Genomic DNA, 23,063 nt, shown 5'->3' with positions numbered 1-23,063 from the left:
TCACCTTTTTCTGTGCTGTTGCCGACTGACTCAGCCAGCCGATTCTCAGTCGTCGTCGGCGACTCCGGCCGGGCCTTCGTCGTCGAGGTGACGCTCGGGATCGGCAATCGTGTCCTTCGCCTTCGGCGACGGCGAGTGCTTGGCGGCACCGCCCGATGCCTTCGCGCCGGCCGAATCCTCGTCACCGTCGAATTCGGAGACCGGAGTATTCGTGGCTGCGGCGGCATTGACCTTGTCGGCCGCGGTCTGCACGGCATCGGCGACGGCCGGCGACTTCTCGCGGATCGACTGGTTGGCTTTTTCCACGGTGTCCTGGACGCGCGGGTCGGTCCACAGTTCCTGAGCCTGGGCCTTCAGCCGTTCGTAGCTCTGGCGCCCGGTGCGTGATCCCAGGATGAATCCGACTCCGAGACCGGCCAGGAGAATCAATCTCTTCTTCATGGTCTTGCTCCTCTTCGCAACTCGACGTCACCGTATTCGGCTCTGCTGTGCGACACAGGTCCGGGCAACGATGTGGCCGCGCACGGGCACTGTGCCCTCTGGAACCACCTTATACCGAGTGGGGCCCGTGCGGGTATGGATTGCGCCGCTGAAGCGGATTCCCCACGGCCACCGGGCCGGCACGCGGTGATTGCGATTGTGCCCTGTCCGGCTCAGCCGAGACTCGGCTGCTGCTGAGTGATGCAGTGGATTCCGCCGCCGCGGGCGAAGAGCTCGCGAGCATCGACCCCGACGACCTTCCGGCCCGGGTAGACGCGTTCGAGCACGGCAGCCGCCTCGGCGTCCATCGGATCATCGAAGGTGCACGCGATGACCCCGCCGTTGGTGACGAGGTGATTGACGTACGAGTAGTCGACCCATCCCTCCTCGTCGCGCAGCACCTCGGGGGCCGGGATCGGCACGACCTCGAACGGTGTGTCGTCGGCCGTGGTCTCGGCCGCGAACTGCTCCTTGAGTCCGCGACTGAATTCGAAGTCCGGATGCTCGGGATTGCGCTGATCGTGGACGAGCACGACGCCTGGGCTGGGCATCGCGGCGACGATGTCGACGTGTCCTCGGGTGCCGAAGGTCTGGTTGTCCCGGTGGAGTCCGCGGTCGAGCCAGATGACCTTCTTCGCCCCGATCGTGCGCGCGAATTCGGCCTCCACATCGGCTTCCGTCAGCCCCGGGTTGCGCCCGGGATCGAGTTGGACGCTGCGCGTGGCGAGCACGGTGCCCGCACCGTCAACATGGATTCCGCCGCCTTCATTGCGCAGATCCGAGGACACCACGGGCGTCCCGGCGAGGTCCGCGACGAATTTCCCGATGTGCTCGTCGTGATCCCAGCTCGCCCATTCCTGCGCACCCCAGCCGTTGAACACCCAGTCCACCGCGTGCAGCGCGCCCGCCTCGTCGATGACGAAGCTCGGCCCGATATCGCGCATCCACGCATCGTCGAGGTCGGCGTTGACGATCGTGATCCCATGGGTGATCCCCTCGCCGAGGTGGCGCTTGGCATGATCGGTCTGTGCCCTGGTCACCACGACCGTGACTGGGGTGAATTCGCTGGTGGCGCGGGCGACGGCGGCCCAGGTGGCGCGTGCGGCCTCGGCCTCTGCTTCCGTATCGCCGAGGGCGTAGCCCGACGACGGGAACGCCATCCAGACTCGATCCTGGGCGGCGGTCTCCGCTGGCATGTGCAACGTCATCGTTCGTCCCTTCGCTTGGCCGGTCACTGAGCCCGAGTGTAGCCAGAATCTCGCCACGGCGGTCGACGGATTTCGTTGTCGACCTGCCCGGCTCTCGACTCGTTTCCGCTCTCGAGCAACCCGCAGTCCGGGGCAGCCATGTCGATTCCGTATAGTCAGGCGGAGAACGGACAAGTCGAACGTGCCAAGGGAGGCATCAGTTGTCAGCAGCGGACGCAGACGCAGCATTCGGCCGGCAGGGGACGGGGCCGCTGGCCGGAACCGTCGTGGCCGACTTCTCGCGAGTCCTCGCCGGCCCCTACGCGACGATGATGCTTGCGGACCTGGGGGCCACGGTCATCAAGGTGGAGGGGGAGACCGGGGACGATACACGTCACTGGGCGCCGCCTCGGCGAGGGGACGATGCGACGTATTTCCTCACGGCGAACCGGAACAAGCACTCCGTCGTCCTCGATTTCAAGGACGAGGATGATCTCGCCTTCGCGCAGCAGCTGGCCGCGCGTGCGGACGTGCTCGTGGAGAACTTCAAGGCCGGGGGACTGGCGAAGTACGGCCTCGACTATGACACGGTCAGCGCGGTCAACCCCGGAATCGTCTACGCCTCGGTGACGGGTTTCGGTCGAGGCAACCCGCAGCCCGGCTACGATCTGCTCATCCAGGGTCTGTCCGGATTCATGTCGGTGACCGGATCCGAGGAATCGGGCCCGGTCAAGGCCGGTGTCGCCGTCGTCGACGTGATCACGGGGCTGCACACGGCCGTGGGCATCCTCGGTGCGCTCAACCATCGCAAGGACACCGGCGTCGGTCAGCTGGTGGAGACGAACCTGCTGTCCTCGGCGCTGTCCGGTCTGGCGAACCAGACTTCGGCGTACGTGGCCGGCGGCGTGACTCCGCAGGCGATGGGCAACAAGCACCCGAGCCTCTACCCGTACCAGCCGATGCCCACGGCCGAGGGGCAGATCATCATCGCGTGCGGCAACGACAAGCAGTTCGCCCGCCTCGCCGAGGTGCTCGGCCACCCCGAATGGGCTCGTGATGAGCGGTTCGCGAACTTCGCCGACCGCAACGTCAACCGCGACGACCTCGAACCCGAGCTCATCGCCGCGCTGAGTGAGAAGACGAATCAGGAATGGTTCGACATCCTCACCGAGGCGGGGCTGCCCTGTGCACCGATCAACTCGATCGCCCAGGGCGTGGACCTGGCATCGTCGCTGGGGCTCGAACCCGTCGCCGAGGCGGGTCAGGGAGATCGCGTCATCCCCACCGTGGCCAACCCGATCCGACTGTCCGAGACCCCGCCCAGCTACGAACTGGCCCCGCCGACGCTCGGCGATTCCACCGAAGCGGTCAAGGCGTGGCTGCGGGCCGGCGAATAGGCGGCGCTCTGCCGTGGTCGGTCTGCCGTGGGTCGGCGAGGCGGCCGTGGTCGGTCTGCCGTGGTTCGGCGAGCCATCGTGCCTGCGACCGCGAAAGGTGGGACATCGTGTGTGCGGTGGTCGCGGATGATGGGTCATCGTGCGTCTGATGACCGCGAATGATTGTGCCGACACCCGGGCGGGCAGCGCCACAGCTGAAGTACGCTATTGACTGTGCGTTGTCACCGAGGGAACTGCGAAGCGACCAGCGCGGTGCGGGACCTGCAGTGACGACAGTCGTAACCCCAAGAGAATTCCGGAACCGAGATGGACAATGAGCCGACCGAGGTCACGCCTCGGCGACGTTCGGCGGTGAAACGGACCCTGATGGTCATCGCGATGGCGATCACGGGGTTCCATATCTTCGCCAGCTTCCTGTGGATCGCCCCTGCGTCGACGATGCGGGAGGTGATTCCCGGTGACCTGCTCTCCAAATACATGATCCCGCTGTGGGGACAGTCGTGGAGCGTGTTCGCCCCCGAGCCGATCAACGGAGACTACTACTTCGACGTGCGCGCGGTGATCACAACCGACAGCGGCGAAGAGATCACTCAGTGGGTGCGGGCCACCGACGTCGAACTCGACCACTCCACCTACAAGCTCTTTCCGCCGCGGTCGGCGGGACTGGGCATCGGAGTGGCCTCGGACATCAAGGGCTCGTGGGAGGACCTGCCCGACGACCAGAAGGCGATCGTCAAACTCGACTACTTCAAGGGCGATGACTCCGTCGACCGTCTGGAGACGAAGATGAAGGAGTACGACGACCCGGAGAACGCGATCCCGGCCTATCTCGAGAGCGAACACCTGGCCACGGCCTATGCGACCCAGGTGGCGAAGGCCATCTGGGGCGACGATGTCCAGCGCGTCCAATACCAGGCCGCCCGTCAGAACGTCGTGCCGTTCGCCGACCGCAACGACAAAGGCGCGAAACGTCCGAACATCCAGCCCGTGCCCGTGGGCTGGCGCGCACTCGTCGTCGAAGACCATCAGTCCCAGGAGGAATTCACGAAATACTTCTGCGCCTCGGACGAAGTGAGGTGCGTCGGTGAACAGTGACAACACGACCGGCAGGGACGATCGTGACGCTGAGGTCACGGACCAGCGGACCGGCACGACCGCCTCGGCGCAGGTCTCCGCCCCCGAATTCGGGCTCGTCCCGGTGACGGCCCTCGTGCGGACGAAGCTCGCGCAGGGGTGGAACTGGCTCGAGGAGATGCTCACCGGCCGTTACCACGCGACCTACGGGCTGGCTGTGACGCGGATCCTCATCGGCCTCACCGGGCTCGGCCTCATCCTCACGAACTTCAGCGCCCGGCACTACGCCTTCGGTGTGGGATCGGCCTGGAACGGCGAGATCGCCGAACCGAAGAGCGACTTCCCGAACATCTGGCTGTTCTCCCTCTTCCACCGGGCGGTGACTGTGCCGCCGCTGTTCACCGCGATGCTGATCGGACTCGCGCTGTTGGCGATCGTCATCATCCTCGGCTGGCGCACGCGCATCGTCCTGCCCTTCTACCTCGTGCTGTGGGTGAGCTTCATCGAGCTCAACGACGGGGCCGGCGACCAGGGCGACAACGCCTACAGGATGTTCATGATCGCCCTGCTCTTCGCCGATACGACCCGCCGGTGGTCCCTCGATGCCAGGCGGCGGGCGCGGAACCCCGAGTTCCCGGACAACGACGGCGGTCAGTGGCGCTGGGCGCTCATCATGGCCAACAATCTGGCGATCGTCGTGCTCGCGTTCCAGGTGTGCGCGATCTACATGTCGGGTGGTCTGTACAAGGCCGGAGGTGAAGCCTGGCAGCACGGTTTCGCCGTGTACAACCCGCTGCACACTCAGCAGTTCGGCACGTGGCCGGTGCTGTCGGACCTGGTCACGGCGTGGGGGCCGATGGTCGTGGCGATCTCGTGGGGATCGATCCTCTTCCAGTGCGCCTTCCCGTTCATGCTCTTCAACCGCTACACCCGCATCATCGCGCTGCTGGGCATCCTGTCCTTCCATTTGGGCATCGCGCTGCTCATGGGCCTGCCGTGGTTCTCGCTGACGATGATCGCCGTCGATGCGATCTTCATCCGCGACCGTTCGTTCGCGAAGGTCAGCGCCTACCTGCGGCACTGGTGGACGTCATCGGCGCCGCGGGATGCTGGTGAGGCTTCGGGCGGTTCGGCCGGTGGCCGCGGTGGTTCGGCCGGTCGAGTGGCCGGTGGCCGCGGTTCCAAAGACACTGTTGCGAAGGCCGGCACGAGTGCCAAGTCGAAAGCTTCTGCCGGGCCACGCAAGAAGTAGTCCGCGTGCGCGTCGACGCCGCAGGCTCCCGCGGCAGGTAAACCGCGCGCAGCGTCCCGCAGACGGTGCTCGGCGTCCTGCCCACGGTGCTCGGCGTCCAACCCACGGTGCTCAGCGTCCTGCAGGCGCAGAATGGGACATGTTTCTCTGAAATGCTCACCGAAGAAAGTGAGCGATTCGGAAGAACATGTCCCATTCGACTCTGTGCTCCAGTTCAGTGCCCTCGTTCTGTGCCGCCTGAGGGAACTGCGCCGCAACGACTGTCAGCCACTCCTCCTGTCGGCGCAGACATTCGCAGTTCCCGCGTTCGGCCGGCATCGGTAGGCGGAACAGCCCAGTCTGAGTTGAATAGCCCATGTTCAAACATGTGCTTTCCAACTCAGACTGGGCTGAACCCGCGCGGCCGGGAGCCTCAGCGCTTGGGGCGCAGCTCCAGGCCGGTGGCCTCGGGATCCTCGGGCAGGTCGACGACCACGGTGTCCCCGTCGACGATGTCGCCGGCCAGCAGCGCGCGGGCCAGTTTGTCGCCGATTTCGCGCTGGACCAGCCTGCGCAGCGGCCGGGCACCGAACGCCGGATCGTAGCCTTCGAGGGCCAACCAGTCCTCGGCGCCCTGAGTGACCTCGAGCGAGACCCGACGGTCGGAGAGCCTGCGCGACATGTGCGCGATCTGCAGATCGACGATCGACGCGAGCTCGCTCTGGCTGAGTGCGTCGAAGAGCACGATGTCGTCGAGACGGTTGAGGAACTCGGGCTTGAACGTCGAATGCACGACATCAAGCACCTTGGACCTCTGCTCCTCGGTCGACAGGTTCGTGTTGACGAGGAACTGCGAACCGAGGTTCGAAGTCAGGATCAGGATGGTGTTCCTGAAATCGACCGTTCGGCCCTGACCATCGGTGAGGCGGCCGTCATCGAGGACCTGCAGCAGGATGTCGAAGACGGACGGGTGCGCCTTCTCCACCTCGTCGAGCAGGACGACGGAGTACGGACGACGGCGGACCGCTTCGGTGAGCTGGCCGCCCTCGTCGTATCCGACGTAGCCCGGAGGGGCACCGACGAGGCGGGACACGGTGTGCTTCTCACCGTATTCGCTCATATCGATCCTGATCAGGGCCTTCTCATCGTCGAAGAGGAAGTCCGCCAGCGACTTCGCGAGCTCCGTCTTACCCACACCGGTGGGCCCGAGGAACAGGAACGAACCGGTCGGACGGTCGGGGTCGGCGACACCCGCACGCGAACGGCGGATGGCGTCGGAGACCGCGGCGACAGCGTTCTTCTGACCGATGAGGCGCTCACCGAGGATGTTCTCGGCTTCGAGCAGCTTCTCGACCTCACCTTGGACGAGGCGTCCTGCGGGAATGCCCGTCCAGGAGGAGACCACCTCGGCGATATCGCTGCTCGAGACCTTGTCCGAGACCATCGGATCCGAGGTCTGACCGGCGTCGGCCTGAGCCTCTGCTGCTTCGGCTTCGGCGATCTCCTTCTGCACGGCGGGGATCTCCCCGTAGAGCAGGCGGGATGCGGTCTCGAGGTCCGTGTCGCGCTGAGCCTTCTCGGCGGCCGAACGCAGTTCGTCGAGCTTCGTCTTCAGCTCACCGACCCGGTTGAGGCCGGCACGCTGGGACTCCCACGTCGCTTCGAGCGAACGCAACTCCTCCTCTTTGTCAGCGAGGTCGGCGCGCAGGGCGGTCAGGCGCTCGGCCGATGCGGAATCGGTCTCCTTCGACAGGGCCATTTCCTCCATCTTCAGGCGGTCCACGGCGCGGCGGAGCTCATCGATCTCGACCGGAGCCGAGTCGATCTCCATCCGCAGGCGGGAGGCCGCCTCGTCGACGAGGTCGATGGCCTTGTCCGGCAGCTGCCTGCCGGTGATGTACCGGTCCGACATCGTCGCCGCGGCCACCAGCGCGCCGTCATTGATCGAGACCTTGTGGTGCGCCTCGTAGCGTTCCTTGAGCCCGCGGAGGATCGCGATCGTGTCCTCGACGCTGGGCTCTCCGACGAACACCTGCTGGAACCTGCGCTCAAGGGCAGGGTCCTTTTCGATGTTCTCGCGGTACTCGTCCAGGGTCGTGGCGCCGATCATCCGCAGCTCGCCGCGGGCGAGCATCGGCTTGAGCATATTGCCCGCGTCCATCGAGGAGTCCCCGCCGGCGCCGGCTCCGACGATCGTGTGGAGCTCGTCGATGAAGGTGATGATCTGCCCGTCGGAGTTCTTGATCTCCTCGAGCACGGCCTTGAGCCGCTCCTCGAACTCGCCGCGGTACTTCGCACCGGCGACCATGGCGGACAGGTCGAGGCTGATGAGCGTCTTGTCCCGCAGCGATTCGGGCACGTCTCCGGCCACGATCCGCTGGGCCAGGCCCTCGACGACGGCGGTCTTGCCGACGCCGGGATCACCGATGAGGACGGGGTTGTTCTTCGTCCTGCGCGAGAGCACCTGGACGACGCGGCGCACTTCCTTGTCGCGGCCGATCACCGGGTCGAGCTTGCCTTCGCGGGCGGTGGCGGTGAGGTCGACGCCGAACTTCTCCAGCGACTGCAAGGTCTCCTCGGGGTTCTCCGAAGTGACCTTCTTGCCTCCGCGCAGTTCGGGCAGGGCCGCAAGCAGTGCGTCCCGGTTCGCCCCATTCGCGCGCAGCGTTTCGCCGGCGCCGTCATCTCCGGCCGCCGCTGCGAGCAGCAGGTGCTCGGTCGAAACGAACTGATCGCCCAGGGAGGTCATCTCCTCCTGCGCGAGGTTCATCATCTCGAGTCCGGCGCGGGACAGGCCCGGCTGGCTGACCGAAGATCCGCTGACCGTGGGGAACCTGCCGATCGCTGCTTCAATCGCGGTGAGCACCGACTGTGGGTCGGCGCCGACCTTCGTCAGCAGGGCCGAGGCCAGGGAGTCGGGCTGCTTGAGCAGCGCGGCCACGAGGTGGGCCGGTTCGATCTGGTTGTTGTGCCGGGCGACGACGTCGTTGACCGCAGTCTGCAGCGCCTCCCGGGATTTGGTTGTCATCTGTGCGTCCATCTGCGCATCTCCTTCTTGAATTCTGTGCTGATTTCAGCTCTCGAAAAGAACAACATCGACAAAGTTGAGTCTATTCCGCTCAACTTTGAAAATCGAGAGGAAATTCGCCGAGGCGGCCCGCCCGGATGCGTGGCGCCACCGGTCAGGGGCCGGCCCAGAAACGGGCCGGGACCGGCCCGGAAAACCAACCGGGACCGGCCCGGTCCTACCGGGTGATGACGGACTGCAGGTCGAAGCGGTGGAGCACCTTGTCCGCGACCTCCGGATCGGTGCCGCGCTCACGACGAGCTTTGAGCACCTCGGCGCGGGCGGACTGCATGGCCTTCTTCTGCACGGCCAACATCTGCTCCCGGTGTTCCTTGAACGCCATCGCCTGCTCCGAACTCGCCTGGTCATCGGTGGTTCCGCTGAGCTGATCGTGCAGGACCTTGAACCTCGCACGCAGTGGTTCGATGATGTCGTCGGGCAGGCTGTCATCGTTCTTGATCTCGCGCATCGCTGCCTTGTAGGCGCGCAGTGCAATGTCCCTGGTCGCCTGATGTTCCTTCTCCGCTTCGTCGTCGATGCCGAGGACAGCGACGACTGTCGGAAAGCTCAGGCCCGCCAGCACCAGAGTGACCAGCAGAACCACCGCCGCCGCGACGACGACATAGGACCGGCCGGGGAACGCGGCGCCGGAGGCCGTCGTGGCCGGGATCGACAGGGCGAGGGCGACTGTGGCCAGGCCGCGCATCCCGCCCCAGGTCATCAGTGTGGCATCGCGGACGCTCAAGGGTGCGGCGTCGGGATCCTCCTCGCGTCTCTTGCGTTCGATGAGTGTGCCCAGCAGCAGCCACACGAAGCGGACGGCGACGACCACGACGGCGATGAAGCCGCCGACGAGCAGCGCTCGCCCGAGGTCGGCATGCTCGGATTCGACGATGAGGCGCAGGTCGAGGCCGATGAGTCCGAAGGCGATTCCCGTGATGAGCATCTCGAGGACCTGCCACGTCGAATTCTGCGTCACCCGCTCCGCCGAGTTGCCCGCGACATCGCGGCGCCGCACCTCGAGGGCTGCGACGACGACGGCGATGACCCCGCTGGCGTGGAAGTGCTCGGCGACGAGGTAGACGCCGAAGGGCAGGACGAGCATCAGGGAGGACCGAGCGATCGTGTGATCGATCTTCTCCATCACCCACCAGGCGGCGAAGGACAGCACCAAGCCGACGAGGATCGCCACGACGGCGGAGACGACGAACGACACGGCCAGATCTGCGTAGTCCACCTCGGTGCCGGCCAATACCGCGGCCATCGCGGTCTGGAAGATGACCAGGGAGGCGGCATCGTTGAACAGGCCCTCGCTCTGCAGGGTCGACATGATGCGGCGGGGGATCGACACGGTGCTGGCCACGGCTTCGACAGCGACCGGGTCGGGTGGGGCGAGCATGGCGCCGAGCGCGATGGCCGCGGCGATCGTGATTCCGGGGATGAGGAAGACCGCGGACCCGGCGACGGCGGCCACGGTCACCCCGACCAAGGCCACGGACATGCCGAGGATCGTGCGCCACCGGATCGCGAACAGCGCCCACGACGTCTTCTGTGCGGCGGCGAAAAGCAGGGGCGGCAGGAAGAGAGGGAGGACGAGCTCCGGATCGATGGCCACCTCGGCGAAAGTGGGGATGAACGCGCCGGCGATGCCGATGAGGACCATGAGCGCCGGCCACGGAAGCTTGAGCTTCTGCCCCAGACCGACCACCACCGAGGTGGCGGCACCGAATCCGATGATCATCAGCAGTGTGGTCATGCCAGTCCCTCCGAATCGCTCCCACCGCAGCAGATGTGTCCGGAGGCGGGCGGAAATCGTCGGCGCAGATTCCGCGCCGGGCCCGGCGACCTTTGGCAGAATGAGGCTATGTCGGAATCAATTGTATTCGCGCTGCTCGACGACGGGGTCGCGTCCGTGACGATCAATCGGCCATCCACGCGCAACGCGCTGTCGCTTCACGTGATGGAATCCCTCATCGACACCCTCACCGAGGTGGCCGACCGCACCGATGTGCGCGCAGTCATCTTGTCGACCGCCGGCCATGTGTTCAGCTCCGGTCATGACCTCACCGAGATCCGCGGGGCGGATCTGGAGACCCAGCAGGTCACGTTCGATGCCTGTGCACGGCTGATGCAGCTGATCCGATCAATCCCGCAGCCGGTGATCGCGCAGGTCCAGGGCGTGGCCACGGCGGCCGGCTGCCAGCTGGCGGCGACCTGCGATCTGGCCGTCGCCGCCGAATCCGCCAGGTTCGCGACGCCGGGCGTGAAGATCGGGCTGTTCTGTTCGACGCCGATGGTGGCGCTCTCCCGTGCGGTGCCGGCGAAGCAGGCGATGCGGATGCTGCTGACCGGTGACTTCGTGACCGCCGAGGATGCGCTGACGTTCGGTCTCGTCTCGGATGTCGTCGCCGATGCCGATCTGGAGTCGGCCACCGTGGAATTGGCTCGCAAGGTCGCGTCCGCCTCGTCGGCTACAGTTGCCCTAGGAAAGGCTGCGTTCTACGAACAGCGGGAACTGCCTGTGGCCGATGCCTATGCGCGGATGTCGCAGGTGATGGCGGACAACGCCGTCGCAGCCGATGCGCAGGAGGGGATCGATGCCTTCCTGAACAAGAGGGAACCGCAGTGGCAGCACCGCCGCTGAGGCGGAGGGTGTGACGATGAGAAGAGGACCGTCGTGTCGGTGATAGTGACCGGAGCCAGCGGCTTCATCGGCGGTGCCATTGCACGGGCGCTCGCCGATCGGGACGAAACGGTCTATGCTCTGTGCCGGAGAGACCCCGAGATCCCCGGGGTGAACTTCCAACACTGGGACATCACACAACCCGCTCCCGCGTCGGTGACCTCGTTGGCCAAGAGCGTGACCGCGGTCTTCCACTGTGCCGGAATCTCTTCGGTCAGCGCCGATGACGACGATCTCTACGCCGTGAAGGTGACGGGCACGCGTCATGTCCTCGATGCCTTCCCGGTCGCCCGGATCGTCCACCTGTCCTCGACGACGGTGTACTCCGAGACCGAACCCCACACCGAGCTGTGGGAGGAGGCCGGGCCGAAGGATCCCAGTGAATTCGCCGACGCCTACTCCCGCACTCACGCTCTCGCCGAGCAGCTTGTCATGAGGATCCGCCCCGATGCCGCGATTCTGCGGCCCGCGTCGGTCTACGGTCCGGGGGAGACGATGCTCATGCCGTTCCTGTCGAGGCTGGCGAAGAAGGGTGTGCTGCGGCTGCCCGGCGGCGGTCGGCAGAAGCTCACCCTGACGCATGTCGACAATGTGGTGCGAGCCGCTCTCGCCTGCCTCGACGTGCCGTCGGCGGCGGGACCCTTCAATATCGGCGACCCGATTCCGTACCGGCTCAAAGAGGCGATCGTCACGCACTTCGCGCGGATGGGCTACGACCAGGTCGTCATCGAAGGCGTGGCGAAGGACAAGGCGCTGGTCGCGGCGAAGCTCGGACTCAAGATCAAGGGCGTGTTCAAGCGCGGGGACCAAGCAAAGCTCTTCCTGGTCAAGTACCTGCAGTCCGATCGGACGTACAACCTGTCGCGGCAGCAGCGGGTGCTCGGCATCTCGACTACACAACACCTCATCCCGTCCCGCCTGCAGTAGTCAGATGACCACTCCGCCGCCGGACCCGGCGACTGAGGCACTCACCGCTTCAGCCCGTGCTGGGCGGCGACGATTTTCGATACGAGCTCGCGCGGAAGCGCACGCCCCAGAAGGAACGGCAGCGGCGCTCTGCTGCCGACGGCGTAGAACTCCCGCGGCCTCGGAGCGATGATCGCATCGACGATCGTGACCGCAACCTTGGCGGCCGGAATGCCGCCGCGTTCGTGGGCGTCGAGATGCTGGAGCATCGTCGTCACGTCCTGCGTATAGGGCGACCCCTCGTCGAGGTACTTCGTCCGTCGCAGCCCGATACCTGTGGCGATCGATCCCGGTTCGACGGTGGTCACCCATACGCCGAAGGGTGAGAGCTCCTGCCGTGCCGCCGTGGCGAAAGCGCGCAGAGCCGCCTTCGCCGCAGAATACGAACTGCGGTGGGCCAAAGGGAAGCTGGCGAGCATCGACCCGACCATGATGATGCGTCCCGCCCGCCTCGCACGCATTCCGGGCAGAACGAGTTGGCTCAATCGAACCGGCCCGAACACATTCGTGCGGAAGAGCCGCTCGATCGCCTCCGCCGGCAGCTCTTCGAACGGACCCGACTGGCTCTCCCCGGCGTTGTTGATGAGCACATCGATGCTCTCGAGCAGACCGAGCCCGTCGAGCTCTGCGGCCAGCCGGTCCGGACCGTCCGGGTCGGCGAGATCGAGCCGAAGATAACGGACGCCGGGGATCCGTTCGGCAGGGGAGAGACGGTCGGGGTTCCGGCTGGTCGTCACCACTGTGCAGCCTTTCGCCGCGAGCGCCTCGGCGACGGCTCGACCGATTCCCGAAGTGCCGCCGGTGACTAAGACTGTGAGGGCTGAACGCGCGCTGCCGGTCACGAGTGCGCTCCTTCGTCTCGTGCAGACCCGCTTTCCGGTCGCACAGATGTCACCGCACGACTCGCCTCTGCGGCAGCGCGCCCGGCACGCAGGCCGGAGAAGATGCACCCGCCGAGGAACGTTCCCTCGAGCGCGTTGTAGCCGTGCATTCCGCCGCCCCCGAAACCGGTGACCTCCCCGGCCGCGTACAGGCCAGGGATCGGTGTGTTCGAGTCTGTGCCACCTGCGCTGTCACCAGTGACGGCTCCCGCCAGCACCTGCCCGTCGAGGTTCGTCTCCAGCCCGCCGAGGGTCTTGCGCGAGAGCAGGCTCAGACGCACCGCGATGAGCGGGCCGTGTGCCGGGTCGAGGATCTTGTGCGGCTTGACCGCGCGCACGATCTTGTCGCCCAGGTAGGACCGCGCATTGTGGATGGCCTGGACCTGCGCGTCCTTCGAGAACGCATGCTCGGTCTGCCGATCCCGCTGCCGGATCTGTGCGATGAGGTGGTCGTGGTCGATGACCGGTCCGCGGGAGCGTTCATTCATTCCCGCGACCAGTTCCTCGGTCGTGTCTGCCACGACGAAGTCGGAGCCGTACTTCTTGAAAGCCTCGATCGGTCCCGGCGCATCGGAGGAGCGCACCCGATCGAGCGTGATCCGGATGTCCTTCTCGGTGAGGTCCGGGTTCTGCTCCGAACCGGAGAGCGCGAATTCCTTGCGGATGATCGACTCGTTGAGCACGAACCACGAATAGTCGTGCCCGGTCTCCAGGATCGTGCGCATCGTCCGATTCGTATCGAAGCCGGGATAGTTCGGCGCAGGGAAACGATTGCCCTCGGCATCGAACCACATCGACGACGGACCGGGAATGATCCGGATGCCGTGCTCCGGCCAGATCGGGTTCCAGTTCTCGATTCCCTCCGTGTACGCCCAGATCCGGTCCCGGTTGATGAGGCTGGCACCGGCATCCTCGGCGATCTGCAGCATCCGCCCATCCACATGCGCGGGCACTCCGGCGAGCATCGTATCCGGGAACTCGCCGAGGCGGTCGACCGGCCAGTACTTCTTCATCAGCTCGAAATTGTGTCCGATGCCGCCGGTGGTGACGATGACGGCGGGAGCGCGGAGTTCGAAGTCGGTGAGTTCGTCGCGGTTCGATTCGACTCCGCGGGCCGTGTGGCTGGGGGCGAGCGTGTGCCCGCGGACGCCGACGACGGCTCCGCCCTCGGTGATGAGTTCGTCGACGCGGTGACGGAAGGCGAACTCGACGAGCCCGTCCGCCTCGGCGGCTTCGACGGGTTCGCGGAAGACCCGGACCACCTCGGGGCCGGTGCCCCAGGTGAGGTGGAAGCGCGGCACGGAATTGCCGTGCTCGCCCGCCCCGGAGCCTCCCCGTTCGGCCCACCCGACGATCGGCGTCAGTCGCAGGCCCAGGTCACGCAGGTACCGGCGCTTCTCACCGGCGGCGAACTCGAGGTAGGCCTCCGCCCATTTCCGGGGCCAATGATCGTCCTCCCGGTCGAATCCCGCCGAGGTGGCCCAGTCGTCCTTGGCGAGTTCGAGCGAATCGTGGATGCGCAGTCGCCGCTGTTCGGGGGAGTCGATGAGGAAGAGTCCGCCGAGGGACCAGAACGCCTGTCCGCCGAGGTTCGCCCGGTTCTCCTGGTCGAGGATGAGCACGCGTTTGCCGGCCTGGGTGAGTTCGTGGGCGGCGACGAGACCGGCGAGTCCAGCCCCGACGACGATCGCATCGGGGGAGCGGCGATCCGGGGCGGAATGATCACCGGGTCCGGCGCTGTCTCTGCCGTCACCAGGTGCGTGGGACGAGCCCGTGCTGTCTAAAGAACCCATCGTCGACTCCTCTGTCGTCTCTGTCAGCTGGTGAACCGATGTTAAGTGTGCGCATATTGTCCGGAACGGGCCGTTTTCTGACATTCTGCGCACACTTACTTACCAGTAGACCTCAGTATTGCAGACGTTCCCGGTGTGAAGAGGCACAGACGGTCCGCAGTCAGGCGCACTTTCGGTCGGTGTCGATCAGCCTTCGAGGGTGCGGTCGAGCCAATCGGCGGCTGCGGCGAAGGACTCGTCCGTCGTCGTCGGGTCGACCGGCACCACGGCCCCGTCGGAGCTCGGGTAGCTGCCGAGGAAGTGCAGTGTGAGAGCCGCCCGGTGAACGCCCTGCAGGGCCTCGGCCATCCGTGCTTCATGAATGTGCCCGAGCAGATCGATCGAGAACTGGTAGAGGCCCAGCCCGTCACCGGTGGGACGGGACTCGATGCGGGACATATTCACCCCGCGGCTGGAGAACTGTTCGAGCAGTTCGAGCAGCGAACCCGCCCGGTCCGAGCGCAGGGCCGCGACGATGGTCGTCTTATCGGCGCCGGTCGGAGCGGGCAGAGGGCCCGGGCGGGTGACCACGACGAATCGGGTGACGGCATCTTTGCGGTCGCCGATGTCCTCGGCGACGACCTCGAGTCCATAGCGATGGGCGGCCAGCGCCGGGCAGACCGCGGCCATATGGTCACCTGCATCATTGGCCAGATCCCGGGCGGCAGCGGCAGTCGAGGAGGTGGGCAGGTAGACGGCTTCGGGGAAGTTCTCGTTCATGAATGCCCGGACCTGCGCTTCGCCGTGCGGATGCGAACCGAAGGAGGAGATCTCTTCCCTGGTGGTGCCGGGTTTCACGGCGAGGACGAAGCGGACGGGCACGACCACCTCGGCGATGATCTGCAGGCGCCCGTTCTCGGTGAGCGCATCGATCGTGGCGGGCACTCCGCCTTCCAGCGAGTTCTCGATCGGCACGACCGCGGCATCGCAGTCACCCTCGAGCACCGCGTCGAGTGCCGAGGGGGCGTTGCGCATCGGATGCGTCGTGGCCTCGGCGCGCAGGTTCCGGGAGTCGAGGAAGCTGAGCAGGGCCGCCTCGGTGAAGGTGGCCTCAGGGCCGAGGTAGGCGAAACGGTTGAGGCTCACTTGCCGGTCTCCTTCTGGTTACGGTTCCGCTTCGCGCGGAGGCGGCGGACGAGGAGCGCACGGGCGACGTCGCGGTACTGCGCGGCACGGTGCAGCTGTGCCTTGAGATCGCGCCCGGTGACGCGGTGGTGGAGGTCGCATTCGACCTCTTCGACGCGCAGTCCGGCACCCACGACGTCGATGGTCATGGCCGCCTCGACGCCCCATCCTGCGGCGAACGGCTGGGCCGCATCGAAGGCCTCCCTCGACAGGCAGCGCATTCCCGACAGGGGCTGGGTGGCGTCGAATCCGGAGAGTTCGGCGATGCCCTTCTTCGCCAGTCCGACGACGAAGCCGAAGCCTCCGCCCTTGCGTTTCTGCGCGGGCAGGATCGCGATCGTCATGTCCGCCCGACCGGCGAGCACGGGCTCGGCCAGGGGAGCGGTGTTGATGGCAGAGTCCTCGAGGTCGCCGTCGATGAACAGCAGCGCCCGGTGGTGCGGGTCGACGCCCGGGTCCGCATCGGAGATCTCCCGATTGCGCACAGCGAAGGCCCCGGTCATCATGGCCGCGGCCTTGCCCTTGTTCTTCGGGTGGGTGATGACCTCGGCGCCGGCCCGGCGAGCCAGGGTGCCCGTGTCATCGGCCGATCCGTCGTCGACGACGAGGACCATGTCGACCCCGGGGATCCGCTTGGCCGCAGCGACGGTGGCACCGATCCGCTGGGATTCGTTCATCGCGGGGATGATGGCGGCGACCGCCTCGGGGGCGGGGTGCGGCTGTGCGCTCATGTCGGTTCTCCTGTCCGTCACCGGCACCGAGGCGGGACACCGTTTCCGGGGCCCGCCCCGGTGATGGGGTGGTGACGGATATCAGTGGATGGTCAGCTGGCGGGACACGATGCCCGAGCGGACGCGGCGGGCCTCGGTGCTCATCGGCTCGGTCGTGTTCAGCGCCTCGTCGAGGCGTTTGCCGAACGTGGTGATGGGCTCTTCGACGTCGTCGACCTGGGTGCCGAACTCGAGTTCCCAGACGGGGACGATGATGCCGTGGGCGCGGAAGTAGCCGAGGAAGGTGCCGATTCCGCCGAGGTCGTTGGCGTTCTCGGCCTGCAGGCGGGCCATCGCATCGACGACGCGGTCTTCGCCTTCGGGGCGGGCCCAGCGGACGTAGGTGCGGCCGGACATCTCGGTCCAGTAGGCGGAGTCGACGGAGGCGAGCTTCTCGGTCGGGGCCACGGAGTCGTTGGCCTGCTGGAGGGCGGCGGCGACGTCGGCATCGGATTCGGCTTCGGGCAGGGCCCAGTAGTCGAAGTTCTCGAGCACACGGACCTCGAACGGGTGAGAGGTGTCGAGGATGTCCTGCAGGCGGGGGCCCTCACCGGGTTCGGTCGTGGCTTCGATGGAGGTGCCGGGTTCGGCGTCGACGGCGGCCAGCAGGCCGCGGGCGACATCGCGGGAGGCGTCGGTCGAGGACACGGGCACCTGCATTCCGGCCAGGATCTCACCGTCGTCGCGACGCCAGGCCTGCCATGCGGCGGGCAGCAGGGACGTGATGGTCACCTCGTGGCCGCCGTATTCCTCGGTGATCTTCGCGGTCGCGGTGGCCGCGGGCACGAGTTCACGCAGGCAGATGAGGTCGGCTTCGAACGGCAGGTCCGCGAACGGACGTGCGACGAATGCCGTGGCCTGCGCCCTGGCGAGGCGTTTGGCGATGAGTTCTTCCTTGGAGCGCTTCGACTTCTTTCCCATGGGACGCAAGTCTAGTCGGTGCAGCGGTTGCCAGGCTGTTGGGTTCGCAGGCGCGCCGGTGACGGCGGGGACAGAGGCATCGAATGCTCGAATGCGACTGAGCACAGTCTGTCCGAGCCGATGCGCGGCCGTTCAGCCCTCGTGGCCGACGGGGATGAAGTAGCGCGTGGTGTTCGACTCGTCCATCCGCACCTGCAGCTTGTCGCCCGGATGGGGGAACGCAGAGCGCTCCGGATTGTCGGGAGTCAGCCCGAGTGTCTCGAGCCGGATGATGCCGTGGCGGCCCACCTCGTCGGCGGCGAGGACATAGGAGTGGTTGAGCTCGCGGATGGTGACCTCGATGGCCGGATCGGTGGGTTCGTCCGCCTCGGCGAAGGCTCGCGGCGGCGCGGAATTGCCCATCCCCAGATACGCGCCGACGTCATCGGCGATGTAGCCGGCCACGGAATCGGCCTGCGCCATGAGTCCGGCGAGGATGACCGACAGCCGCTCCTGCTGCGGATCGGATTTCAGGGCCTGGCCGGGTTTGAACAGGTGCTCCTCGGCCAGCACGCACCACGCGTCCTGCATGATCGTGCGCAGCTGGAGTTCGACGAGGACGGAGGGTTCGGAGTCGAAGGGGACCTCGACGATGAGGTGGCGGCCGCGGTATCCCGAGGGCTTCGGGGTCGCGGAGTAGTCGCGCACCTCGGCGATGGAGAGGTTCGTATCGTCACTCACCTCGGTGAGCAGATCCCACAGGGCCGACTGTTCGCGTTCGGTGCGGCAGATGACGCGGGCCCCGACGACATCGATGACCTGATTCTCGACCTCGACGGATTCGTGGATCTCGTCATTGGCATCGGCGAGCTTGCGACGCAGCTTCTCGCCCGTGCGCAGCCGATCCTTGATCCGACCGTCGACGACGCGGATTCGGTCCCCGGAGAGCAGAGCGGACGGAGCGCGGACGGACTCGACCCAGTCGTTGACCGTCTCGAGGGCGGCTCTCCAGGTGGACTCACGCCGGTCGTAGGCTTCGTCGACCAATTCACGGACAGTTGCTGACATCCTCGTCACCTTCCTAGCTCCTGATTCAACTTCACCAGAAGAGAGGGGAGATGTCTATGGCTTCGACGCTGAAGTTGCGCCGGGGTGCCGAAAGGTGAGACAGCAGTCCGAAATCACCGAGGCGGGATGGCTCAGACGTCGAAGTCGACGATGACGGGAGCGTGGTCGGACGCGCCCTTGCCCTTGCGTTCCTCACGGTCGATCTCGCCTGCGGTCGCGGTCGTCGCCAGTGCCTGCGAGGCGAGCTGGAAATCGATGCGCATGCCCTGCTTCTTCGGGAACCGCAGCTTCTGGTAGTCCCAGAAGGTAAAGACGCCGGGGCCGGGGGTGAACTGTCGAGTGACCTCGGTCAGTCCTGCGCCGAGCAGATCATCGAAGGCGGCGCGTTCGGCCTCGGAGACATGGGTGGCGCCGTCGAATTCGGCCATGTCCCAGACGTCCTCGTCGAGCGGAGCGACATTGAAGTCACCGCAGAGGACGAGCTTCTTCTCCGGCTCGGCGCTCAGCTGGGCGGCGATATCGGCCGTCAGCGCCTTGTACCAGTCCAGCTTATAGCCGTAGTGGGGGTGGTCGAGTTCGCGGCCATTGGGCACATAGAGCGAATAGACGCGCACATCGTTGCAGGTCACCGACAGTGCACGGGCTTCGACGACAGGCTCCTCGGCGCCGAAGGCGGGGATGTCCTGGAACCCGATCTCGGGGTCGGACAGTCCCACACGGGAGGCGATGGCCACGCCGTTCCACTGGTTGAGGCCATGGAAGCTCACCTCGTAGCCGCGTTCGGTGAACAGCTCCTCGGGGAACTGCGAGTCCTTGCACTTGAGTTCCTGGATGGCCAGGACGTCGACATCCGAACGATCCAGCCAGGCTCCGATGCGGTCGTGGCGGGCACGGATCGAGTTCACATTCCACGTAGCGATTCTCACCCTCCCACCCTAAGCCGTCCGCGCCGGAGGTGAAAGCGGACAGTGCGGGCGGCCGGGACGGGCCGCCTCGGCGAGCCGATGACGAAAGTGCGAACGAACGTGCGGGCGTCGCCCCTGCGCCGATCGCGGTGCCGACGGCTCGATAGGATGGGGACCATGCCTGACGCTCCCAACGAACACCTCGGCCACGACGGTGCCGCTTATCCGGACTCCTACTATGTGCGGCTGTCCGAAGACCGCCTCGTCTCGACCCTGCACAGCCAGGGCGCCTGGCAGCCCGGCGAGCAGCACCTCGCCCCCGCCTCGGGGATGGTGCTCGCCGAGATCGAACGGCGGCTGCCCAGCGACAAACTCATCTCCCGGGTGACCTTCGACGTGCTCGGCGTCATCCACTCCGGTGAGTTCACCATCGACGTCGACGTCATCCGTCCGGGCCGGACCATCGAACTCGTCGAGGCACGGATGCGCCACGGTGAGCGCACCAGCGTGACCGCTCGGGTGTGGCGACTGCAGGCTTCGGACACCGAGGCGGTCGCCGGCGACGAATGGTCGGCGCTGCCGCCCGTGTCCGAGGTGCCCGAGATCCCTTTCACCAACCGTTGGGGCGGCGGCTACATCGCGTCACTCGAGGGGCATCAGGGAGCGGACGCCCATCCCGGCCGCGCCCGGTCCTGGGTGCGCAGTCCCTATCCTCTCGTCGACGGTGAGATCGATCCGCCGACCGCGGCTTTCGTGAAGTTCGTCGACACCGCCAACGGTCTGGCCGTGCGCGAGGATCCGAAGACGACGTTCTTCCCGAACGTCGACCTCTCCATCCACCTCACCCGCGTGCCCGAGGCCGGCTGGGTCGGCTTCGACACCAAGGTGGCCTTCGGGCCGACCGGCTTGGGGCAGACGACGAGCGTGCTCAGCGACGCAGGCGGCCCCATCGGCACAGCCGTGCAGTCCCTGACCGTGCGCAGAGGACAAGGCGCGGTATGAACCGCGAGGTCCCGCCCATGCAGCGCAGCGAGACGTCCCGAACCCGGGACGGATCCTCGCCGAGGCGGGACCCGAGTCCCCGGCCGCGTGCCCTCATCACCGGGGCGAGCTCCGGGCTGGGGCGCGGCTATGCCCGCACTCTGGCCGCAGAGGGCTACGACCTCGTCTTGGTCGCCCGGGACGAGGCCCGGCTGGAGAGCTTGGCTGCGCAGCTGCGAACCACGCAGAATATCCACGCCGAGGCGGCCGTGGCCGATCTGTCGACCCGTGACGGTATCGACGCGGTCAACGAGATCATCGCGACGCAGCCGATCGACGTGCTCATCAACAACGCCGGCTTCGGGCTGCGCGGGACGCTGTTGGATGCCGATGCTGCTGAGCTCGATGCGCTCGATCGGGTGCTGACCGGGGTAGTGAGGCAGCTGTCGCTGGCGGCGGCTCGGCGCATGCAGGCCCGCGGTCGTGGAGGAATCATCAACGTCTCCTCGCTGGCGGCGGTGACGACGATGGGACAGTACGCGGCCTCGAAGGTCTCGACCCTCGTCTTCACTGAGGCGCTCGCCGGAGAGCTCAGGGACTCCCCGGTGACGGTGACCGCCGTCCTGCCCGGTTTCATCCGGACGGAGTTTCACAGTCGCCTCGGCGTGGAGCGTCCCGGACCCGGTCTGATCTGGCTCAGCGTCGATCAGGTGGTGCGGGAGTCGCTGCGTGATGCGCGGGCGGGAAAGGTCGTCTCGATTCCCGGGCGCGGGTACCGTCTGGCTGCACTCGTCGCCCCTGCGGTGCCGCGTCCCCTCATGCGGTGGGGGTCGACCGGATTCTCCTTCGCCCGCACCCGCGATCACTGATTCGAGTCCTGTCGCATGCGCCGGCGGTCATCGGACCGGGGCCGGACGCACACCCGCAGAATGTGACCTATATGCAATTTTCGGCAAGCGCGGCACAACTGAGTTGAGGATTGAACTACCTTGACCCGAGCCTGTGACCAGGTGTTTTATTCTGATCACTTCTATGCTATAGGGCCCGACAGGATTCAAGACGGTGCGTGAGATTCTTTACAAGCGATACGAAAGTGTGGTCAAATTAATGTGTTCGCCCGGTGGGGATCGGGTGGACATAACGGACGTATGGGGATGCGTCCGGGTACTCGAGGGGAGTGCTGCGAGGACCCCGGGATGTCGCGATTACGCGCCCCGGGGTTCTTGTCATTCACAGCAGTGTTTCGCGACTGCCCGCCTGACTTCAGGTCACTATCGGACATCCGAACTCGAATCTAGGTCACTATCGGATACTTCTGCGTGCGAAAAGTATCCGATAGTGACCTAGATTCGGTGGCCGCATCCGATGGTGACCTCGCCGCTGCCTGCTGCTAAAGCAGAAACTGCAGCTGCCGGCTTCTGCCTACTGCGGCGCTCTTGGATGGCGGCCGGCTACTGCACGCTGACGCTGCGTTGGCGGCGCGAGCGCGTGCGGGCGACGCCGACCTCGAGGGCCACCGCGCTCAGCGGGGCACCGAGCGCCACCGAAGCATTGCCCGCGGCGCGCTCGGCGACTTCGGCGATGACGGTATCGATGTCGGCGCGTTCATCGGCATCGACATGGATGAGCGGCTCCGGACTCCGCGCGGTGCCCCGCAGGATCACCTGGGCCTCCGAGACCCTGTCGGTGGATTCGAGGTCGGCGGCGACCGCCCGCACTGCGGATCGACGTCACCGTCGAGGACGTATTCGTCGACGAGGAGGCCGCCGATGGCTGAGAAGCCGATGGCTGAGAAGGCGATGGCTGAGAGCGAGACCGTCCGCGGGTTCGACGAGTCGGCCGTCTCGGCCCGCGTGACCGAGTCCGTCACCGTAGTAGACGGTGTTGCGGGACTGGCGCCGGGGCTGCGCGACATGATCGCCAATGCGGCCACGCGGGTGATGCGCCGCAGCACGTGAACGGCACAGAAAAAGGTGGATAGCACATGTTTGAAACTGGGCTATCCACCTTATTCTGTGCTGTTGCCGACGGGTCAGGCGGCCTTGGACTTCGAGCGTCCGGTGATGAGGCCCCAGACGATGAGTACGATCAGCGAACCGCCGATGGCGCACAGCCAGGACGACAGCGAGAAGAACGAATTCATCTCAGCGCCGAAGATCATGCCGCCGAGCCAGCCGCCGAGCATGGCACCGATGACACCGAGGATGAGCGTGGCGAAGAAGCCGCCGCCCTGTTTGCCGGGCAGGATCGCCTTGGCGATGGCTCCGGCGATGAGTCCGAGGATCAGATATGCGATGAAACCCATGTTGTTCACGTCCCTTCTGAGACAGTTGACCGGCAGGGTTGCACGGTGCTGTTGCCACTGTACAACCGAGACCCACCGTGAGCATCAAGTCCCGTTGATTCATTATGACATCTCTACAGACGCAGCGCCGACCGGATCCTCACGCGGAGCACTGAACGCAGCCTCACGCAGCGATCTGCACGGGTTCCTCACGCCGAGCCCCGCACGAATT

21 protein-coding genes are annotated in these 23,063 nt (G+C 66.2%); 8 read left to right on the top strand and 13 right to left on the bottom strand.

All coding sequences use genetic code 11. The features are described 5' to 3' along the window. Positions 1-45: 45 nt before the first annotated feature. Both AD89_RS19340 and AD89_RS0111545 read right to left on the bottom strand, forming a co-directional pair. Positions 46-441 carry a hypothetical protein gene (locus tag AD89_RS19340; protein WP_025779019.1) on the bottom strand — a complete coding sequence of 132 codons (396 nt, stop codon included), beginning with the start codon at positions 439-441 and terminating at the stop codon, positions 46-48. 212 nt (positions 442-653) lie between these two features. After that, complete coding sequence (locus AD89_RS0111545) at positions 654-1,688, bottom strand: agmatine deiminase family protein (RefSeq protein WP_025779017.1); 1,035 nt, start codon at positions 1,686-1,688, stop codon at positions 654-656. A gap of 200 nt (positions 1,689-1,888) precedes the next feature. On the opposite strand from AD89_RS0111545, the gene AD89_RS0111540 reads away from it, so the two are divergent. The 3 genes from AD89_RS0111540 (at position 1,889) to AD89_RS18520 (ending at position 5,390) form a co-directional block, all read left to right on the top strand. Next, positions 1,889-3,064, top strand: a complete 1,176-nt coding sequence (locus AD89_RS0111540; RefSeq protein ID WP_025779014.1) for a CaiB/BaiF CoA transferase family protein — start codon at positions 1,889-1,891, stop codon at positions 3,062-3,064. Between the two features lie 306 nt (positions 3,065-3,370). Further along, positions 3,371-4,159, top strand: a complete 789-nt coding sequence (locus tag AD89_RS0111535; protein ID WP_025779013.1) for a DUF5819 family protein — start codon at positions 3,371-3,373, stop codon at positions 4,157-4,159. Further along, a complete protein-coding gene (locus AD89_RS18520) occupies positions 4,149-5,390 on the top strand; it encodes an HTTM domain-containing protein (RefSeq protein WP_025779012.1) in 1,242 nt (413 codons plus the stop codon). Before AD89_RS0111535 ends, AD89_RS18520 begins: the two co-directional genes overlap by 11 nt. A 412-nt stretch (positions 5,391-5,802) precedes the next feature. Here the strand turns inward: AD89_RS18520 and clpB are convergent, their stop codons facing one another. Both clpB and AD89_RS0111515 read right to left on the bottom strand, forming a co-directional pair. After that, positions 5,803-8,409 carry an ATP-dependent chaperone ClpB gene (gene clpB / locus AD89_RS0111520; protein ID WP_025779008.1) on the bottom strand — a complete coding sequence of 869 codons (2,607 nt, stop codon included), beginning with the start codon at positions 8,407-8,409 and terminating at the stop codon, positions 5,803-5,805. 205 nt (positions 8,410-8,614) lie between these two features. After that, entirely contained in the window at positions 8,615-10,192 is a 1,578-nt protein-coding gene (locus AD89_RS0111515) for a Na+/H+ antiporter (protein WP_025779006.1), read from the bottom strand. A 108-nt stretch (positions 10,193-10,300) separates the two neighbouring features. Here AD89_RS0111515 and AD89_RS0111510 point away from each other — a divergent pair, with 108 nt between their 5' ends. Together AD89_RS0111510 and AD89_RS0111505 are read left to right on the top strand one after the other, a co-directional pair. Then, complete coding sequence (locus tag AD89_RS0111510; RefSeq protein WP_025779005.1) at positions 10,301-11,080, top strand: enoyl-CoA hydratase; 780 nt, start codon at positions 10,301-10,303, stop codon at positions 11,078-11,080. Between the two features lie 33 nt (positions 11,081-11,113). Next, complete coding sequence (locus AD89_RS0111505; RefSeq protein WP_025779004.1) at positions 11,114-12,046, top strand: NAD-dependent epimerase/dehydratase family protein; 933 nt, start codon at positions 11,114-11,116, stop codon at positions 12,044-12,046. Positions 12,047-12,087: 41 nt separating this feature from the next. Here AD89_RS0111505 and AD89_RS0111500 read toward each other — a convergent pair whose 3' ends face one another. From AD89_RS0111500 to AD89_RS0111470, 7 genes are all read right to left on the bottom strand, one after another. Next, on the bottom strand, positions 12,088-12,927 hold the full coding sequence (locus AD89_RS0111500) for an SDR family NAD(P)-dependent oxidoreductase (RefSeq protein ID WP_025779003.1): 840 nt from the start codon (positions 12,925-12,927) through the stop codon (positions 12,088-12,090). Further along, on the bottom strand, positions 12,924-14,759 hold the full coding sequence (locus tag AD89_RS0111495; protein ID WP_025779001.1) for an FAD-binding dehydrogenase: 1,836 nt from the start codon (positions 14,757-14,759) through the stop codon (positions 12,924-12,926). Before AD89_RS0111495 ends, AD89_RS0111500 begins: the two co-directional genes overlap by 4 nt. 186 nt (positions 14,760-14,945) lie before the next feature. Next, on the bottom strand, positions 14,946-15,884 hold the full coding sequence (gene pheA / locus AD89_RS0111490) for a prephenate dehydratase (RefSeq protein WP_025778999.1): 939 nt from the start codon (positions 15,882-15,884) through the stop codon (positions 14,946-14,948). Next, positions 15,881-16,654 carry a glycosyltransferase family 2 protein gene (locus tag AD89_RS0111485; protein ID WP_025778997.1) on the bottom strand — a complete coding sequence of 258 codons (774 nt, stop codon included), beginning with the start codon at positions 16,652-16,654 and terminating at the stop codon, positions 15,881-15,883. The genes pheA and AD89_RS0111485 overlap by 4 nt, the downstream gene beginning before the upstream one ends. A gap of 81 nt (positions 16,655-16,735) precedes the next feature. After that, positions 16,736-17,614 carry a DUF5926 family protein gene (locus tag AD89_RS0111480; protein WP_025778995.1) on the bottom strand — a complete coding sequence of 293 codons (879 nt, stop codon included), beginning with the start codon at positions 17,612-17,614 and terminating at the stop codon, positions 16,736-16,738. Between the two features lie 132 nt (positions 17,615-17,746). Further along, positions 17,747-18,661 (bottom strand): GTP pyrophosphokinase, encoded by a 915-nt coding sequence (locus AD89_RS0111475; RefSeq protein WP_025778994.1) that lies wholly within the window; start codon positions 18,659-18,661, stop codon positions 17,747-17,749. A gap of 131 nt (positions 18,662-18,792) precedes the next feature. After that, positions 18,793-19,587: an exodeoxyribonuclease III gene (locus AD89_RS0111470; protein ID WP_025778992.1), complete on the bottom strand. Its 795-nt coding sequence runs from the start codon at positions 19,585-19,587 to the stop codon at positions 18,793-18,795. A 156-nt stretch (positions 19,588-19,743) separates the two neighbouring features. Here AD89_RS0111470 and AD89_RS0111465 point away from each other — a divergent pair, with 156 nt between their 5' ends. Both AD89_RS0111465 and AD89_RS0111460 read left to right on the top strand, forming a co-directional pair. Further along, positions 19,744-20,568, top strand: coding sequence for a thioesterase family protein (locus AD89_RS0111465; RefSeq protein ID WP_025778990.1), 825 nt, complete (start codon positions 19,744-19,746; stop codon positions 20,566-20,568). Then, a complete protein-coding gene (locus tag AD89_RS0111460; protein WP_025778989.1) occupies positions 20,565-21,416 on the top strand; it encodes an SDR family NAD(P)-dependent oxidoreductase in 852 nt (283 codons plus the stop codon). Before AD89_RS0111465 ends, AD89_RS0111460 begins: the two co-directional genes overlap by 4 nt. A gap of 582 nt (positions 21,417-21,998) precedes the next feature. Here the strand turns inward: AD89_RS0111460 and AD89_RS0111455 are convergent. Further along, positions 21,999-22,211, bottom strand: a complete 213-nt coding sequence (locus AD89_RS0111455; RefSeq protein WP_101595372.1) for a hypothetical protein — start codon at positions 22,209-22,211, stop codon at positions 21,999-22,001. Between the two features lie 105 nt (positions 22,212-22,316). Here AD89_RS0111455 and AD89_RS0111450 point away from each other — a divergent pair, with 105 nt between their 5' ends. Then, complete coding sequence (locus tag AD89_RS0111450; protein WP_025778985.1) at positions 22,317-22,505, top strand: hypothetical protein; 189 nt, start codon at positions 22,317-22,319, stop codon at positions 22,503-22,505. A 74-nt stretch (positions 22,506-22,579) separates the two neighbouring features. On the opposite strand, the gene AD89_RS0111445 is transcribed toward AD89_RS0111450, so the two are convergent. Then, positions 22,580-22,852, bottom strand: a complete 273-nt coding sequence (locus tag AD89_RS0111445) for a GlsB/YeaQ/YmgE family stress response membrane protein (RefSeq protein WP_025778983.1) — start codon at positions 22,850-22,852, stop codon at positions 22,580-22,582. Between the last annotated feature and the right edge of the window lie 211 nt (positions 22,853-23,063).

The sequence above is a fragment of the Brevibacterium sp. VCM10 genome, assembly GCF_000583215.1.
Classification (GTDB): Bacteria; Actinomycetota; Actinomycetes; order Actinomycetales; family Brevibacteriaceae; genus Brevibacterium; species Brevibacterium linens.
The sequence above is the reverse complement of the archived record's forward strand: the minus strand, read 5'-3'. Positions and strand labels throughout refer to the sequence as shown.

Bases quoted from the DNA above. Each gene is read 5' to 3' on its own strand.
- AD89_RS0111460 (WP_025778989.1), top strand. From the start codon at position 20,565: ATGAACCGCGAGGTCCCGCCCATGCAGCGCAGCGAGACGTCCCGAACC.
- clpB (WP_025779008.1), bottom strand. From the start codon at position 8,409: ATGGACGCACAGATGACAACCAAATCCCGGGAGGCGCTGCAGACTGCG.
- AD89_RS0111510 (WP_025779005.1), top strand. From the start codon at position 10,301: ATGTCGGAATCAATTGTATTCGCGCTGCTCGACGACGGGGTCGCGTCC.
- AD89_RS0111495 (WP_025779001.1), bottom strand. From the start codon at position 14,759: ATGGGTTCTTTAGACAGCACGGGCTCGTCCCACGCACCTGGTGACGGC.
- AD89_RS0111465 (WP_025778990.1), top strand. From the start codon at position 19,744: ATGCCTGACGCTCCCAACGAACACCTCGGCCACGACGGTGCCGCTTAT.
- AD89_RS0111480 (WP_025778995.1), bottom strand. From the start codon at position 17,614: ATGGGAAAGAAGTCGAAGCGCTCCAAGGAAGAACTCATCGCCAAACGC.
- AD89_RS0111485 (WP_025778997.1), bottom strand. From the start codon at position 16,654: ATGAGCGCACAGCCGCACCCCGCCCCCGAGGCGGTCGCCGCCATCATC.
- AD89_RS0111515 (WP_025779006.1), bottom strand. From the start codon at position 10,192: ATGACCACACTGCTGATGATCATCGGATTCGGTGCCGCCACCTCGGTG.
- AD89_RS19340 (WP_025779019.1), bottom strand. From the start codon at position 441: ATGAAGAAGAGATTGATTCTCCTGGCCGGTCTCGGAGTCGGATTCATC.
- AD89_RS0111545 (WP_025779017.1), bottom strand. From the start codon at position 1,688: ATGACGTTGCACATGCCAGCGGAGACCGCCGCCCAGGATCGAGTCTGG.
- AD89_RS0111475 (WP_025778994.1), bottom strand. From the start codon at position 18,661: ATGTCAGCAACTGTCCGTGAATTGGTCGACGAAGCCTACGACCGGCGT.
- AD89_RS0111450 (WP_025778985.1), top strand. From the start codon at position 22,317: ATGGCTGAGAAGCCGATGGCTGAGAAGGCGATGGCTGAGAGCGAGACC.
- AD89_RS0111445 (WP_025778983.1), bottom strand. From the start codon at position 22,852: ATGGGTTTCATCGCATATCTGATCCTCGGACTCATCGCCGGAGCCATC.
- AD89_RS0111535 (WP_025779013.1), top strand. From the start codon at position 3,371: ATGGACAATGAGCCGACCGAGGTCACGCCTCGGCGACGTTCGGCGGTG.